Below are 15,196 nucleotides of genomic sequence, written 5' to 3' on the forward strand. Positions count from 1 at the left end.
TATATCGTAATATAACGATACGCATGAAGGCACTGATGGAAGTGGGGGTGTTGGTGTCGACAAACAAAAAAGCCCGCACTTGGGGGTATGGCGAGGTAACGTACAAAAAAGTCCACACCTCACATTTCAGTATGTGACGAATGTCACGTAAATGATTGATGTAAAGGGGTTGTGTGCATTTTTTTGTTGGATGCGTCGGAGGTTCAAGAGCGAGCGCGAGAACTTACTACTGCGGAGTGAATAATCAATAGTCCTAAGTGAAAGTTTGCACGCGAGCGATCTGGCAAGGGGAAACGAAATTATTTCAGAATGCTTTCGAATTAAGGCGCGGGTTTTGCCTAAACAAACGTCAATGCTGACGTTGCCGACAAGGCAGCAGCAAGATTGGCCTCCCTAGCACGACAGTTCGATCGCCAGTTCAGACTGGCGATCCACGCCAACGCGCGACCACGACGCTCGCCGTGGACGCGGACGGCAGTCTGACGTTGACGAAATGGAAAGGGACGTGGCGGCCGTCTGCCCGAGTAGCGCGCCCTACGTGTATAGCGGCGACGGCTGGTGGTGGGGCGACGACGAAACCGTGTCGTATCGGTTCAATCTCCTGCCGGGCACCGACGTCGGCGAGCGTGCGCCGCCGGCAGTTGCTCGACTTCGCCGGGGCCGGCGTGCTCGCGACGCTGTTGCCGGACTGGCGAGACGATAGCGATAGCCCGTACACGCAGACGGTCGCGTGCGGCCGGAGTGGAGAGTCCGGTTGGAATTAAAAAATCCAGGCCGGCACGGCCCAAACGTAAACGATTGTGATCGTTGTCTCCGATGTGCGCCCAGATCCGCAGAGAACCCGTCCTATCGCTGTCCAACAAGGGTTTTCGGGAAATCGGTGGTCTGCCGACTTCCGCGGAAATGCTCAAGGGCAACGGGCAGCACGAACCGGTAGAAATCCGATGGCGGGCGTTGAGATAGCAATCGCAGTAGCGGCGACGGGCAAGTCGTTCAAAGATGCCGAAAACGCGTCTTGAGCGCCGGCTCAGATTGTCGGGAGCATACCGGTCGGAGCGTGCAGACGTCTGCACGATTGCGGTCGGCCGGCCATCTGACGACCACATCGCGTCGGATCGCCGCGTTGTCGATCAGGCGCGGGTGTGCGACGTTGAGGTGCGGGGAAGTCGATCGCTCGGCACGATGTTAATAAGTATCATCATGCACCGTCGTTCATCGGAATATTGGGTGGAGAGGGGACGAAGGGGGATTCAGCGTCATTGATGTCGCTGTACGCAGTCACCTTAAGTGGAGGGGCACATAGTAATGGCTATGTTACCCTTCATTTCGGGATATCGAGCGAAGCCTCCGCGCGCGAGGCACCGTGTCCGAGGGGCATTGAGCGCCCCCGCCGCGGCGATCGAAAAACGCTGCCGCCACCGTTTCGGCGCCCCTGTGTTTCTGGCGCAGGCGACGACGTGCCGGTGGGCGGGTTCATTGGGCATTGCGTCACACGCGGGCTTGGAGGTTTTTCGATGCGGGCGGGGCTGCTGGAGAGACGGCTTCGCCTCAGGTGGTGCGGAAGCTCAATTGCGAGCGCTCCCAAATAGCAAGGTGAGAGGTGAGGGCCTCGGCGGCTAGGTGGCTGAATTCTCTCCGCGGTGCGGAGAGAATTGGGGGAGCGCCCGGCAGGGTTCCGCCGTTGCTGAGATTCCGGTAACGTGGCCACTGCTGGCGCGCGCCGACCCGCCGATTCCTCCACTCCTGACAAGATGCCCGAACTCGTCTCCGCCCCCCTCTTGACCGACATCCTGGCTGTTTCCAAAGCCATCGAGGATGGCGACAATGTTTGAACTCACTATGAGCGCTCGCCAGTAGCGGTAATGCCCAGCGAATCTGGTCGGAGCAATGTCCCTTGGAGGCCTAGATGCTTGCGCAGGGCGCGCAAACGTCCCGAGAGCTCAGACTGCCACGGGGACCCTTTGAGGTATCGTGCCGCAGCCTTCGAAAGGGCCCCCGATCCATTTGACTACTGGTAAAATGGTGAGGTCTAGATGGGTTGAGGCGAGTCAAGTGGTCGCCGTCGAGGATCAACATGAACGTAGGACGAGCGATTCGCTGGTTTCGCCAGCATAAAGGGGTCTCACAGGGCGATGTGGCCCGCCGCGCCGCATGTTCTGTCTCTTACCTGTCGCTTCTTGAGAACAACAAGCGCGACCCTACGCTTTCTACGGTCGCGAAAATTGCAGACGCTTTGCATGTGCCTCTCGGGACATTGTTTCTGGTGGCTGCCGAGCCTTCCGACCTGGGGCGCATCGACGAACGTCTGGTTGATGAATTGCGGCGCGCGGTGGTGTCATCGGCGCCTGCTGATGAGGATGAGGTCGCGCATGGCTGATTCGCAGCTTGCAACGATTCGTAGGGAGGTAGTCCATCATGGCCAGCGCTGATCAACTCAGAGCGCTCGTTAAGTCACATATCAATCGTGACGATGGCCAGTTCTACTCCGTGGCGATGCAGGTGGCAGCGCATGAGGCCAAGGTCGGCCACGGCAAGTTGGCTGAAGAGCTGCGTGACATGATCGACATCGCGAGGTCTCGTGGACTCAACGCAGAGGCAGGCAAGCTGGTGCCGCTTGCCAAACCACGCGGCGAACTGGCCAATCTGCTACATGTGACCTATCCCAAGAGCCGGCTGGTCGACATGGTCCTGGATGCAGGCGCCGGCGAACAGATTCAGCGCATCCTGAAGGAGCAGCGGTTGAGCGCGCGCATACGCGAGCACGGGCTATCGCCGCGACGCAAGTTGCTGCTCGTAGGGCCCCCTGGCACCGGAAAGACAATGACCGCCTCGGTGCTAGCCGGCGAACTTGGCGTGCCGCTCTTTCTGGTGCGCCTCGATGCGCTGATCACCAAATTTATGGGCGAAACCGCGGCTAAGCTGCGGCAGGTGTTCGACGCCATCAGTGACGTGCGCGGGGTGTATTTTTTCGACGAGTTCGATGCCATTGGATCTCAGCGTGGGCTGGCGGACGACGTGGGAGAAATACGACGCGTGCTCAACAGCTTCCTGCAGATGATCGAGCACGACCAATCGCACAGTCTGATCGTCGCCGCGACCAACCATCCCGAGATCCTCGACTACGCGCTCTTTCGCCGATTTGATGATGTCCTGGAGTACCACCTACCCAGCGCTCAGCAAGCGGGAGAACTGATCCGCAGTCGACTCGCGCGATTTGCGCCGAAGCCGCTCGCGTTGAAGTCCCTGGCGGCCAAAGCGGAAGGTCTCAGCTATGCAGAGATCCGGCGCGCGGTGGACGAAGCTATCAAGGAAACTGTGATGCACGAAGGCGAGCAGGTTTCGGCGCAGATGCTCGTTCGGGCATTGGAGGAGCGACGCCGCCTGAGCGCGCGACTCGAAAATAACAACAAACCATCTAGAGATGCCACTAGAGGCCGATAAGCGACCCCACCTCGTACTTCCCAACACGTCTGAGGCCGTTGCCTTTACAGCACACAGCCCGGGTGGTGGTTCGTCGCCGCCACTACCAGCGAGGGATCGACAAACACATGGCCGGGCGCTCCAGAGACAGTTGCAGGCCCTCAGACCGTTGATGGTGCAGGCAACACAGGCCCAGCGAGAACGCGGCATGGAAAGCGGTGTCGGCCTTCAGGTCGAATTCGAGGGCCAGCCCGACGTTGAACTGGCATTCCAGAGCCTCGGAAACGAGACGAAGCGCATCGAGCTGCTCAGCGTCCGCAAGGCGGGCGACGTGACCTTTGCGAACGTGTTCGTTCCTGATGGCAAGCTGGAGCACTTTGAGACCTACGTCGCCGAGTACCTAGCTGATCGCAAGGGTGCATCTGGTCAATCGCTCGACCACAAGCCACTGTTGAATACCATCGCGTCTATCCGTCGAGCGGAGCTACGCGCACTGTGGACCGACGACTCGGCACTCCTACCCGACGACGCTGACACGGCGTTCTGGTGGGAAGTGTGGCTGCCGGTACGAGAGGATCGGCAGGCGGTTGTTGAAGATTTTCAGAAACTTGCGCAATCTGCGGGTTGCGAAGTCAACGAGCACCAGGCGAATTTTCCCGAGCGAACGGTCATCACAATGTTCGGATCCGAAGCGCAGTTGAGCCAGTCAGTACTGCTACTCAACTGCGTTGCCGAACTTCGCAAGGCGAAGGACACGGCTGAGTTCTTCGATGGGATGGGGATCGAAGAGCAAGGCACGTGGATGGACGACATGCTGGAGCACGCCGTTTGGCCTGCTGCCGGCGCGCCGCATATCTGCCTCATCGACTCCGGGGTCAATCGTGGTCATCCGATGCTGGCGCCGCTGCTGGACGGGCCCGACCAGCACACTGTCGACCCGACTTGGGGGGTCGACGATACCGCCAATCACGGGACGGGCCTAGCTGGTCTGGCTGCCTACGGCGAACTCACCGCGGCCGTTGGAGAGGCCGCGCCTGTCACAGTGACGCATCGGCTCGAATCCGTGAAGCTCGTTTCCGCAGAGGGTGACAACGCGGGTGACGCCAGGCATCATGCCTATCTGTTCGCCGAGGCGGTCAGCCGACCCGAGATTACCCAGCCCGACCGTGCGCGGGTTTTCGCGACGGCGGTTACCGCATCCGACTACCGTGATCGTGGTCGCCCCTCCTCGTGGTCGGCGATGCTCGACCGCCTTGCATCAGATGTCGACGGCGGCGGCGAAACCCCGCGGCTGTTCGTTCTGGCAGCCGGCAACACCCGCAGTCATGACGCCTGGATGACGTATCCCGATAGCTTGGCGACGAATCTCGTGCACGACCCGGGGCAAACCTGGAATGCACTGACCGTCGGCGCCTGTACCCACAAGATCGACACTGAGATCGCGGGTCTGGCGGCGATTGCTGCAGAAGGCGGCCTCAGCCCCTACACCACGACATCGCGTACTTGGGACAGCGCGTGGCCCTTAAAACCCGACGTGGTTTTCGAAGGGGGCAATGTCGGCAAGGACGAGCTGGGTGCTTCTGGAGTTCCCGCCCTCAATCTGCTCACTACGCATAACGTACCGAATGAGCGTCTGTTTACGACCACCAATGCGACGAGTGCGGCATCGGCGCTTTGCGCGAGGATGGCAGCGCAGATCATGGCGGCGTACCCGCAATTCCGGCCGGAAACCGTACGGGCCCTGATCGTTCACGCCGCTGAGTGGACGCCAGCGATGCGACAGATGTTCCTGCCTGCGGCTGGAAAACCCAGTAAGCAAGACTACGTGAACCTGATTCGTCATTGCGGCTGGGGGACGCCGGACCTCGAGCTCGCCCTGTGGAGCGCGGGCAACTCTTTGTCTTTGGTCATCGAGGATGCAGTCCACCCTTACACCAAGGAGAGGGGGCGCGGCGTGGTCAGCCGCGACATGAATCTGCATGCGCTGCCATGGCCGAAGGAGGAGCTTGAGGCCCTGCAGGACGTCCGGGTGGAGATGCGGGTGACGCTGTCTTACTTTGTGGAGCCCAATCCTTCTGCCCGCGGTGCAGCCTCGAAATTCCACTATCCGTCGCATCGCCTGCGGTTTGACCTCAAGCGGCCCCTTGAGGCATCAGTCGAGGATTTCGTGGCTCGGATCAACGCGGCCGCGCAGCAGGAAGGCGATGGCTCTGCTCCCAACCTTAGCGACACCGGGTGGCACTTGGGCGATCGACAGCGGCACCGAGGCTCGCTACATCAGGATGTCTGGGAAGGCACCGCCGCGGAGTTGGCCAGCCGCGGTTTTCTCGCGGTCTATCCGGCCGCAGGCTGGTGGCGTACGCGTCCTGGTCTCGAGCGCTACGCCTTGCCGGCTCGCTATAGCCTCATCGTTTCGTTGCGGACGGAGCAGACGGACATAGACCTGTACAGCGTGATCGCGAACAAGATTGCGATCGAGGTCTGATAGTCGGCTCGAACGCCGCAAAGCGCTCACCTCCATACGCGCAAATGACGCCGCAAGCAATCTGGACAAGGTTATCATTGCCGTTACCAATTCAGTCAGAGGTCAGGGCGTTCCGAAGCCCCGCTCGAGGATGCTTTGAACGGGGCCAGCGGCCCAATTACTCGTTATCCCCCACCAAGGGATAAGCTGACAGCAGCGCGCCGAGAAGCGGCTATCCGACGGCCGACATGTCGGATGACCGCGTTGGGTCGCAAGCACCTATTCGCATCTCGCCACATCGGTCACTTGATGTCGCAGTCTTTCATCCAGACACATTGCCGCAAGGCGAGCCATTGAGATAAGGCGCGCCACCGAGATAACGAACCATTGCAGCAGGGCTATCGCTGTCCCGTCGACCCAGCCAGCGCTTGTTGGTTGCCGCCTGCACCGACTGCCGTCGTGCGGCAATTCGGTCAGCTTCCGCCTTTCTTCCGGTGCTCTCGAGTTAAGCGAAACAGCTCCGCCTGGTAGACGGCATCCTGAACCGCATTGTGATTTCCTTTTTGCGCGGGATGTAGGTGGCCAGCCATAGCGCTCGAGCGCGTGTCTCTCCACGAGCACCCCGTCACTCCCATGTAGTAGGCCTTGATGTCGAGCGCGGTAAAGCCAAACGGATTTTCAACGTGAAAACGGTGGAAGTAGTAGTTGACGAAGGACCAGTCGAATGGGGCGTTCAACCCGACGAACACCGGCACTTCTCCTTCGCTACAGGCAGCTTTGACCCAAGCACCGAACTCGGTCATGACTTGACGAGGCTCCGCTCCGTTCTGCTCAAGCTCTTCGATCGAGAACCCGGTCACAGCGAGTGCTTCAGGGTCGGCGTTCCGATTCAACGGCTTCAACGTGCGCTCGAAGCTCGACTCAGGAGCATCGACCAGGCACGCTCCGATGGAGAGCATGCTGTATTCGCCGGGGACTGGGCCGGACGTTTCGACGTCGACTGATATGAAAACCTCATTCCGAACTTCCATTCGAATCTCCACCTTTATCGCATCGAAAGTGTTGCCAGCGGCAACTCGGACGGCTGCCCACGGAATTCGGTCCAACGCTGCCAGCTCCCACATTTCTCCGCGGACCAAACCGTCAGCGCTGGCGTATCACCGCGATTCCCGAGAATGACGGTCAAATATCGCTCGCGGTCCTCGTTAAACGCCCGAAGATAGTCTTCCGTAGTCGCTCTGTCCCGGCCAGACGGGCTAGGCCGAGCCTCGGGGTGTGTGTGCCACAGGCCGACAGCATGACGGCCGCACGCATACTGCGTGTTGCGAGCTTGTGTTGTAGCTTGAACATCGGGGTTGCATGCACATCGACTGCGACGGTCTCCTGGGTGAGGCCCTGCGATGGCATCCACCAGTAGGCTAGCGGAGTACGGCGAAGGCGAAAATAGCTCACCGCCTGCTTCCGTTTGGTGTCGGGCCCGCTGTGCATACCCATACATATGCTGCAGCACGCTTTCGGTGAATAACACGTAGCGCGCTTTGTCGTGCGAAAAGAAGGTGCGACAACTCATACGAACGGACGCTCCTTCGTAATGCCGACGTGTTCCGCTGCGTCGGCTGCCCACTCTCGATACCTCAAATCTTGCCCCTGCTTATCGAGGAATTGCCGGCCTCGTACCCAGCTCAGAATCGTGGAACTCTCCACTTCACCGTCGATGACCCGGAGAACATTTTCTGACACTAGAGCCACAGCATATGCTGCGTTTGCCGACGTATATGCCTGGAAGCGGCTGCTGCATCCAGGAACCTGTCGCGTGACATCGCTAGGCCAATCGATAGCTTCGAGAAGCTTGAGCCGGTCTGTGCGGGCCCCATTCGGGAACCAGAGCGTATGAGGCATCAACATACAGACGTGCGCCGCGGCGACAAACGGTTCCATCCAGCCGACAATGAGCGGACATGGCTCGTTGCGTCGGGCCTCGTTCAGATACCACTGCACCGTGGGCTCGCCGGTCAAATCGATGGCCAAATCAAAATCACGGAGTGAATTTCCTTGGAGCCATTTCTGAGCCTTCCCCGAAAATGGGATGACGACACAGGAAGGGTGACTTTTGTTGATAGCATCGGCGACTGCCGTTACTTTGCGATGGCCGACATGTTGAAGACCAAGGAGATGGCGCCCAATGTTGGCTGTTTCCATATTGTCGAAATCGACGAGCGTTATGCGGCCGATGCCGGCCTTTGCAAGTTGTTCGACGACCGGGCTACCAAGGGCTCCCGCACCAAACACGACTACGTGCTTGGCTTGTCGAGAAGATACCTGCGGAAACTGGTCACGTCCGACTGTCCAGTCTGGGTCAACGCGCTCGACCAACAACGGCTGGAGCGATCGGCGCGACCGCGCACGTTGTCCGCTGTAGGGCCGCATTGCAGGACGAATCGTTGGAGGGCCGCCGGGCAGCGCAAACGCAAATGCTCCTTCGCGGGAGCGAAACAGAGCTATCCGGTGTTCGCGAGACCGTTGTCGACGTATGCTCTGATCGAGAAAGCGGCGGAAGTCAGGCGCCTTGAGTCGTGCTTTCAAAATTCGAAGTAGAGCCTCCGTGTTCCGCGGCCACGTTGATGGTACAAAGGGATGGGAGATGGGAATTTCAGCAATGATGACGCGGCGGTGCGGGGGCGCGTTGTGACCGAGCGACTTAATCAGCCGCTGCACGAACGGATTGTCGAGTTCTCCCGCCACGATGAGTCCGCCCCCCTGCAGAAGCAAACCTTCACGAACTTGAGCTCGTCGCGGGGCCGGGCCAACAGTCCAGACCGCGCGAGTTACATCATCCTTGGTCGAAAGGCGAGCGACGTAAATATCCCAATAGTTCTGGGATTCTTTCGCGAAGTCGTCGTTGAGGTCTCCGTTTGCCCATGGGACGAGGAACTGCTCCTGGAAGCTGATAAGGAGGTTCTGCACTCGCTCGAGCGTGGTCAGACCTCGCCCTGGACCAGGGTCACCGTCGATACAGAGGAACCCTCCCTCCTCAACGTGAGGTACCTGAAGCACCGCATCCGACGAAAGACGGACGCGAGCGATAGCACGGTCCGGGAATCCTGTCGGAAAGACGACTTCGGCGGTCGATATTGGCCCCCACGCTGGAACGTTCGACAATGCGAGCCTGTACGCGGTGGAGCCGTCACGGTTTCGGATCGGAGGTTCAAGCAGTACCTCCGAGAGCTCATCACGAAGGGACGAGAGTTCGACGCTCATGCGATGACCGTTATGCCAAGCCCGGGGTGCTGGGAGCAGGCGAAGGCGGGCGGGGAATCGAGATGGAAGGTCCGGAACCACCCGAGCCACCAGAGCCGGACGGATTGCTTTCCGCATGGCAGCCGAAGACGTCACGAGTTTCCGCTTCAATCTCCTTGGGATCGGTCAACGCTGCGATTCTCTCGAGGTCTGCGCGCAGAAGCCCACACCAGGCATCGAACGTCTGCGCGCGTTCGCCGTCATCGTCATTCCAGCGTTCCGCAAAGTTCTCGCCGACCACAGTCGGATTCGCCAACTGGTAGCCCCAATCAGGGTTGTGCGGAATCATTTCAGGAAGCAGGTCAGCTATTGCGATAAGAGCATCAACCGGGTGCGCGAAGGGCGGTAGCTCTCCTGCATCAATGAGATCTGCGAGGCCGTCGTAGCAGGTTGTAACTAGCGTGACAAGAATAATGGAGATGGGTTGAAAATCTCTATCGATTTCGTGTCTATGGACACGCATGTCTCGGTGCCTCTTAAAGAGACGAATGGCCACGCGGAGAGTTTCTTCCACCTCAACGCTCTGCTTGGACACTGGCTGAATGTTCGCGTGTGCGGACTTCGCGAATGCTTCCAACACCATGTTCGCGACGATGGTCCGAGCAGAAACACGTTCGACCCAGTTTCGAATTCCGGCTGGATTCGAGGTCTTCCACTTTTTTTGCGGCGTGTCGACGACCGCCAACGCGGTGTTTGCGAACTCAGGTTCGGCCGGCTTGAGGTGCAACGCTTCCCGCTGCGACACTGCAATCGTTTCCAAGGGTACGGAAGGCGTGAACTCAATATAGAACGGCTTGCCGCTGAAGTTGATTTTCCAGCAGCGCTTCTTGGGTTCAACCTCCAGCCCATCCAATGCTTCGCCGATAGCCTCGAAGAATGCCATGGGGTCTTGCGCCTGTACCTTGGTAATGTCGACTTCGCAGACCGCATCAATATCGAACTTTGTGCGATCTGGCATGCGAATCAGGGTTTTGGTACTTGCGGAGCCTTGCGGATGGATGTTGATGGCATTCTTTGGCCAATCGAGCCTGTTCACCAGCCGTGTGGAAATATCCTCATAGGCGGCGGAAGCAGCTTCGATTTCCTCCTGCCGTACGGTGATGTGGTCGTTTATTAGGCTCAAAGCATGCGTGAACGGCTCTCGCTCGCGAATGATTTTCGTGGGCAGGTCTGAGCGTTGGACGCCATCGAACACGCTGTCCGCGTAGCTGTCCATGGCGATAACCATGGATTTCGTTAGCTCCGCAACACCACCGCGGCGTTTGATGGCTTGCTCAACGAGCATTGCGTTTTTGGTCAAGGCCATGCGATGTCTCCTTTAGCGAATCGTTATAGGGGTTTGGTCAGACCCAGCAGGCGGAACAACACTGTGGCCATTGATGGTGAAAGCCTCTCCGAACGGTTGTTCCCAGTTCGCGCGGTCATACAGGGTGAATTGGGTGTGGTGCCCCGCCTGCAGGAGTTGCCCGATGCTGAACGCCGCGCTTGCCGGAGCGACGACGATGAGGTGCACACGTCGAGCGTGCATCTTGTCCTGGATGTCGTTGATGGCATTTCGAGCAATACGTATGACCTGGTCGAGGTCCTCTTTCCGCTGGAGGCACTCACCATTCGGCGTGTCAGTCGTGAGTCGAATCCGCGGAATAGCACCGCTGACGACGGCTGTGGCGAGGCTCTGCGGAATGGCGCTCTCATCGAGATGTGCAGTCAGTTCGACCGTGAGAAGCACTTCATCGGTCGGCGAGTCCGTATCCCCGATAACCTTGAAGGTACCGGCCGGATGTGCCTCGGCGTCCCGGTTCCACAACCACGACCTGCGCCCGCGCGAAGGCTGAAACACCCGAACCCGGCGCGCCTCGCCGACGATGCGACCGGCGAGCACGAGAGTTGCCGAGTGATGCAGCGGAAACACCGCGAGTTCGTCTGGCGCGGATGCACTGGGTCGACTGAGCGATTGCACCATCAGCCCGATTTGTAGCTGCATTTCCCGCAGATAGTTTCCCCAGAAACCAGGAGCTGTCCGGTCGTCACGGCTCTGATATACCAGATGCCGTTTCACGTCAGGGTGCATGGAGAGCTCCTCGGACAGGAGTGCCTCCATGAACTCGCTATCAGGAAAGTGCGTTGGTGTAGCGCCGATGTCGCCGAAAATGGTCACTACCTGCGCTACGCGGTGCCGCATTGCAGCGCGATAGCTCCGGACCATCGCAGTGTGGTGCCGCCGCATGTCGCGCAATCGTTGAGCGTCGAAACGATCAGGTGCGAAGCTGTCAATCAATCGGTGATGTGCATCGCACATCAGCATGATGTTTTCGGGTGCGTTGGAAAGCCTGTGGGAGTCCTCGTCGGTTCCTCGCGGGCCGCACGGGTCAGAGGCAATGATGTGTGCCAGATAGGCAATCCGTGCCCCCTTGTTGTACAACGGCACGATGCTCAAATCATGTCCGCAACCCTGGAACATGCAGCATCCACCGGCATCAGCCCAAACCTGATTCGCCGTGTCCGGGGTGATTGCCTCCCCGCGCCCTTCCACGCGTCCCAAGTGCACCTTGCGCCGCTCCACGAATTCGTCGATGTCTTCCTCGGACATCTTTTGTGGAGCCCACGCTGCGTTCGCCGTCGCCACAGCAGCCATTTCTGCGGACGGAATCTCGACGGAGTAGAGACGCCCCTGCCTCGCCAGCGCCTTGAAGGCAGTCTTCGACTTACCTTCCGGGTCCGCCGACTGAAGGACGCCACGGTCACTAGCCTTCTCGTACACCTTGCAAGTAGTTCCAGCGTAGACGAGAACGACCTCATTCCTATTGGTCTTTTGTTGTTTCAGCCACGCGGAAAGAGCGACGTCGTCAAGTCCAGTGAGCGCAGCCGAGCTTGGGCCGGTGGCGGGCGAGGTTGGGACTGCGGTCGATGCAACTGTCATGGGCCAGGAGTTCGTGGTGACGGGCGGACACTATATATGCGCGCACCTGAACCAATTCAAGACATCGTTTTACGAATAATGGGAAATTATTTTTGCGACTCGCAAAGGAGTTTTTTAATTTCACTTTTTTGGAATTGCAAACGTTTGCCCAATGAAAACAAGAAGGTGATCCTTCATTTTTTTGCACATTGAATGATGGTGGACATGCAAGCTGACCGCAACGACGGCCTCCCTCCGCGCTGTGAGGTCAGAGTCGCCTGCCTCGTCTTTCACGATATGCCTCCGTCAGCCCGCGGTGGATTGGGGCGCGTCTGACCTGCTTCCCGCGTTTTAGTACGGTGACGGTGTAGAGTCCGTTCCAGAGAGGAACGGCAATGAAAAAGCGATTCACCGAAGAACAAATCATCGGCATCTTGAAGGAAGCTGAGGCTGGCCTGAAGCCGGCGGAGCTGTGCCGCAAGTACGGCATCTCGGAAGCGACCTACTACAACTGGAAAGCGAAGTTCGGCGGGATGACGGTCTCCGAAGCGCGGCGCCTGAAGGAACTGAACAACAAGCTCAAGCGCCTGTTGGCCGAATCAATGCTCAACGAACGTCCACGCAAGACACTAAACTTCGATATACCGGCTGAACGATTCCATCAAGCTTGTTGCTCGACGGGTTGAATCCACCGTCGTTAAGAGTCGTTCGCGTCGCTGCAGAGCCGCCATTCACTGTCGCGTGCAGTTCGGGGCATCGGGATCGACGCTCTAGCGATAGGGAACCTTATCGCTACTGCACTATTGTGCGTTCAAACTCAGGTTTCGATCGACGAGTGACCGCGATGGCCGACGCTACAACGGGAGCGCGGGGGAGTTGACACCGCTCTTCGCGATGCCACGCACAGTAACAACTTTATTGCGCGATGTGCAACCTCATGAATTCCCGAGGGTTTCGGATTCTTTGGTCAACGACGACGGACGAAGTGACATCTTTGCTTCGCAAACGGTGACGACTTTATTTTGGTCTACGCCCAGCGTGACCACCGCCGCAGATGCTGCAACGGAGCAGTGGGCGAGTCGACACTGGTCTTCGTGACAGCACTCTCGGTGACGACAGCAGTGCGCGGTGCCTCCTGAATTCAGGAGGTTTTCGCATGCTTCGGGAGACTGCGATCGTCGACGTGACAAGTTCACTTATTCTCAAGCGGTCCGCTCATTTCAATGCTCCCTCGGCCACCAGTACCTCATGCGCGGCCTTGAACGCACTGAGCCCGTTCGGAATGCCCGAATAGGCGGTCGCATGCAGCAGCGTCGCCTTGATTTCATCGACGCTCACGCCGTTGTTGAGCGCGCCTTTCACGTGAAGCTTGAGTTCGTTCGTATGACCGGCCGCGGTCAGCATCGCGAGATTGAGCAGGCTGCGCGTCTTGCGATCGAGAGTCTCGTCGCCCCACGCCCAGCCCCACGCCCACGCTGTGGTGGCGCGCTGGAACGCCATCATGAAGGCATCGGCCTTTTCCATCGACGCGTCGACGTATTCCGGGCCGAGCACTTCCCGGCGAATCGGCAAACCCTTTTGAAACAGTGCATCGTCTTCGTTCATGAGTGATTTCCTCCGTTATTCCAAAGCCCCGGCGCCCGCCGGGCACCGTCCGCGCGAACGCGAACCGTCCTTCGACGCGAACAGGTAGCAGACCGTCGCGGTGACGACGAGGCCCACCATCCACGACACGTCCGCGCCGCCGAGAACCGATGCCCACGCGCCGTGGAAGAAGCTCTCCTCCATGAACGGCACCTGGACCGCAATCCCGAGCGCGTAGATCGCGATGGCCTTGACGTTGAACGCCCCGTACACGCCACCACTGCTGCTGATGATTTCCGTGACCCGGTAGCGGCGGTTGTTGACCAGGTAGAAGTCGATCAGGTTGATCGCGATCCACGGCGCCAGCACGATGCGCAGCGCGAAGATCGCGTTGAGGAAGATCGAGATGAAATTGCTCGATGCCCACAGTGCAGCCGCGGTCGACGCCACAAGCAGCACCGCCGACACGACGACGCGCACATTGCGGCCGGGCACCCAGTGCGGCCGGAACGTCTGCGCGGCGGTGATGAACGACAGCACCGCGCCATACAGGTTCATCCCGTTGTGGCCGATGATGTTGACCAGAAACAGGAAGATCAGCACGTAGCCGAACGCGCCGGTCTGCTCGCGGATCGCCTGCATCGCGTCCGACGAATGGCCGGTGCTGACGGCGAGCACGCCGAACAGGAACGCGAAGATCGTCCCCAGTGACGTGCCGAAGTACGTGTACGCAAAGGTCCTCCCGAATCCGGCGGAAGCCGGCAGATAGCGCGAATAGTCGGACGTATAGGGGGCGAAGCTGATCTGCCACACCGCACACAGCCCGAACATCGCGAACCAGTTCGCGAAGTCGAAATGGCCCTGCGCGAAGATCCGCGCGTCGAGGCCCGGCGCCATCAGCGCGATGCCGATCGCGAGCGCACCGCCCATGAACCACGCGCCGATCTTGTTGAAGCGATGAATGAAGTGGCAGCCGATCACGCCGACGAGCGTTGCGAGCATCGCGCCGATCACCGTCGCGACCGGCACGGGCACCGCGGGCGCCGCCGTGTGCAGCGTCTTGCCCGCAAGAATGATGTTCGACACGAAGAAGCCGAGATAGATCAGCGTGGTGAATCCCACCACCAGCAGCGACCCGTAGCGGCCGAATTGCGCGCGGCTCTGGATCATCTGCGGCACGCCGACCAGTGGCCCCTGCGCGGAAGTGAGCGCATGAAAGATCGCGCCGAAGAACTGTCCGGCCGCGATCGCGACGATCGCGCTTATCAGGTCGAGGTGGAACACCAGTACCGACGTCGCGCCGGAGATCACGGCCAGCGGGGCGAGGTTCGTGCAGAACCACAGGGTGAAGAGGTCGGCCGGCTTGCCGTGCCGCGCCTCCGGCGGAACATATTCAATCGAGTTGCTTTCGATGGCGAGAACGCCGCCGTCGCTTTCCTGCTTTGTCATGCTGTCTCCATCTTTATTGCCGGGGCCATGCGTCACCGCACGCGTTTGATGACGCGCGCGGCGATGCATGGTTTTCGCAGCCT

The 15,196-nt window shown here is 59.4% G+C and carries 10 protein-coding genes and 1 pseudogene; 4 read left to right on the forward strand and 7 right to left on the reverse strand.

Annotated features, from left to right (window positions below; all coding sequences use genetic code 11):
- Positions 1 to 2,074 precede the first annotated feature (2,074 nt).
- The 3 genes from U4Z64_RS09670 to U4Z64_RS09680 all read left to right on the forward strand — a co-directional run bounded on the left by U4Z64_RS09670 (position 2,075) and on the right by U4Z64_RS09680 (position 5,905).
- The gene (locus U4Z64_RS09670; RefSeq protein ID WP_212266549.1) at positions 2,075 to 2,377 is read left to right on the forward strand and encodes a helix-turn-helix domain-containing protein; all 303 of its coding nucleotides are present in this window, start codon (positions 2,075 to 2,077) and stop codon (positions 2,375 to 2,377) included.
- A gap of 38 nt (positions 2,378 to 2,415) precedes the next feature.
- Complete coding sequence (locus tag U4Z64_RS09675; RefSeq protein WP_321819827.1) at positions 2,416 to 3,441, forward strand: ATP-binding protein; 1,026 nt, start codon at positions 2,416 to 2,418, stop codon at positions 3,439 to 3,441.
- Between the two features lie 187 nt (positions 3,442 to 3,628).
- Positions 3,629 to 5,905, forward strand: a complete 2,277-nt coding sequence (locus tag U4Z64_RS09680) for a S8 family peptidase (protein ID WP_321819828.1) — start codon at positions 3,629 to 3,631, stop codon at positions 5,903 to 5,905.
- 452 nt (positions 5,906 to 6,357) lie between these two features.
- Here U4Z64_RS09680 and U4Z64_RS09685 read toward each other — a convergent pair whose 3' ends face one another.
- The 5 genes from U4Z64_RS09685 to U4Z64_RS09705 are packed head-to-tail and all read right to left on the reverse strand — an operon-like array spanning position 6,358 to position 12,101.
- Entirely contained in the window at positions 6,358 to 6,915 is a 558-nt protein-coding gene (locus U4Z64_RS09685) for a 3'-5' exonuclease (RefSeq protein ID WP_321819829.1), read from the reverse strand.
- 14 nt (positions 6,916 to 6,929) lie between these two features.
- Entirely contained in the window at positions 6,930 to 7,454 is a 525-nt protein-coding gene (locus U4Z64_RS09690) for a Mov34/MPN/PAD-1 family protein (RefSeq protein WP_321819830.1), read from the reverse strand.
- Entirely contained in the window at positions 7,451 to 9,142 is a 1,692-nt protein-coding gene (locus U4Z64_RS09695) for a HesA/MoeB/ThiF family protein (RefSeq protein WP_321819831.1), read from the reverse strand. The genes U4Z64_RS09690 and U4Z64_RS09695 overlap by 4 nt, the downstream gene beginning before the upstream one ends.
- Positions 9,143 to 9,152: 10 nt before the next feature.
- Positions 9,153 to 10,487, reverse strand: coding sequence for a nucleotidyltransferase (locus U4Z64_RS09700; RefSeq protein ID WP_321819832.1), 1,335 nt, complete (start codon positions 10,485 to 10,487; stop codon positions 9,153 to 9,155).
- A 12-nt stretch (positions 10,488 to 10,499) separates the two neighbouring features.
- Positions 10,500 to 12,101, reverse strand: coding sequence for an SAVED domain-containing protein (locus U4Z64_RS09705; RefSeq protein WP_321819833.1), 1,602 nt, complete (start codon positions 12,099 to 12,101; stop codon positions 10,500 to 10,502).
- A gap of 374 nt (positions 12,102 to 12,475) precedes the next feature.
- On the opposite strand from U4Z64_RS09705, the pseudogene U4Z64_RS09710 reads away from it, so the two are divergent.
- Positions 12,476 to 12,712, forward strand: a pseudogene (locus U4Z64_RS09710) (transposase); the annotation flags it as partial.
- Between the two features lie 583 nt (positions 12,713 to 13,295).
- On the opposite strand, the gene U4Z64_RS09715 reads toward U4Z64_RS09710, so the two are convergent.
- Entirely contained in the window at positions 13,296 to 13,685 is a 390-nt protein-coding gene (locus U4Z64_RS09715) for a carboxymuconolactone decarboxylase family protein (RefSeq protein WP_321819834.1), read from the reverse strand.
- A gap of 15 nt (positions 13,686 to 13,700) precedes the next feature.
- Positions 13,701 to 15,113, reverse strand: coding sequence for a purine-cytosine permease family protein (locus tag U4Z64_RS09720; RefSeq protein WP_321819835.1), 1,413 nt, complete (start codon positions 15,111 to 15,113; stop codon positions 13,701 to 13,703).
- Between the last annotated feature and the right edge of the window lie 83 nt (positions 15,114 to 15,196).

The organism is Burkholderia sp. BCC1996, from assembly GCF_905339955.1.
GTDB lineage: Bacteria > Pseudomonadota > Gammaproteobacteria > Burkholderiales > Burkholderiaceae > Burkholderia.

Coding starts and splice junctions, on each gene's coding strand:
- U4Z64_RS09690 (WP_321819830.1), bottom strand. CDS start 7,454: ATGAGTTGTCGCACCTTCTTTTCGCACGACAAAGCGCGCTACGTGTTA.
- U4Z64_RS09675 (WP_321819827.1), top strand. CDS start 2,416: ATGGCCAGCGCTGATCAACTCAGAGCGCTCGTTAAGTCACATATCAAT.
- U4Z64_RS09695 (WP_321819831.1), bottom strand. CDS start 9,142: ATGAGCGTCGAACTCTCGTCCCTTCGTGATGAGCTCTCGGAGGTACTG.
- U4Z64_RS09720 (WP_321819835.1), bottom strand. CDS start 15,113: ATGACAAAGCAGGAAAGCGACGGCGGCGTTCTCGCCATCGAAAGCAAC.
- U4Z64_RS09680 (WP_321819828.1), top strand. CDS start 3,629: ATGGAAAGCGGTGTCGGCCTTCAGGTCGAATTCGAGGGCCAGCCCGAC.
- U4Z64_RS09705 (WP_321819833.1), bottom strand. CDS start 12,101: ATGACAGTTGCATCGACCGCAGTCCCAACCTCGCCCGCCACCGGCCCA.
- U4Z64_RS09670 (WP_212266549.1), top strand. CDS start 2,075: ATGAACGTAGGACGAGCGATTCGCTGGTTTCGCCAGCATAAAGGGGTC.
- U4Z64_RS09685 (WP_321819829.1), bottom strand. CDS start 6,915: ATGGAAGTTCGGAATGAGGTTTTCATATCAGTCGACGTCGAAACGTCC.
- U4Z64_RS09715 (WP_321819834.1), bottom strand. CDS start 13,685: ATGAACGAAGACGATGCACTGTTTCAAAAGGGTTTGCCGATTCGCCGG.
- U4Z64_RS09700 (WP_321819832.1), bottom strand. CDS start 10,487: ATGGCCTTGACCAAAAACGCAATGCTCGTTGAGCAAGCCATCAAACGC.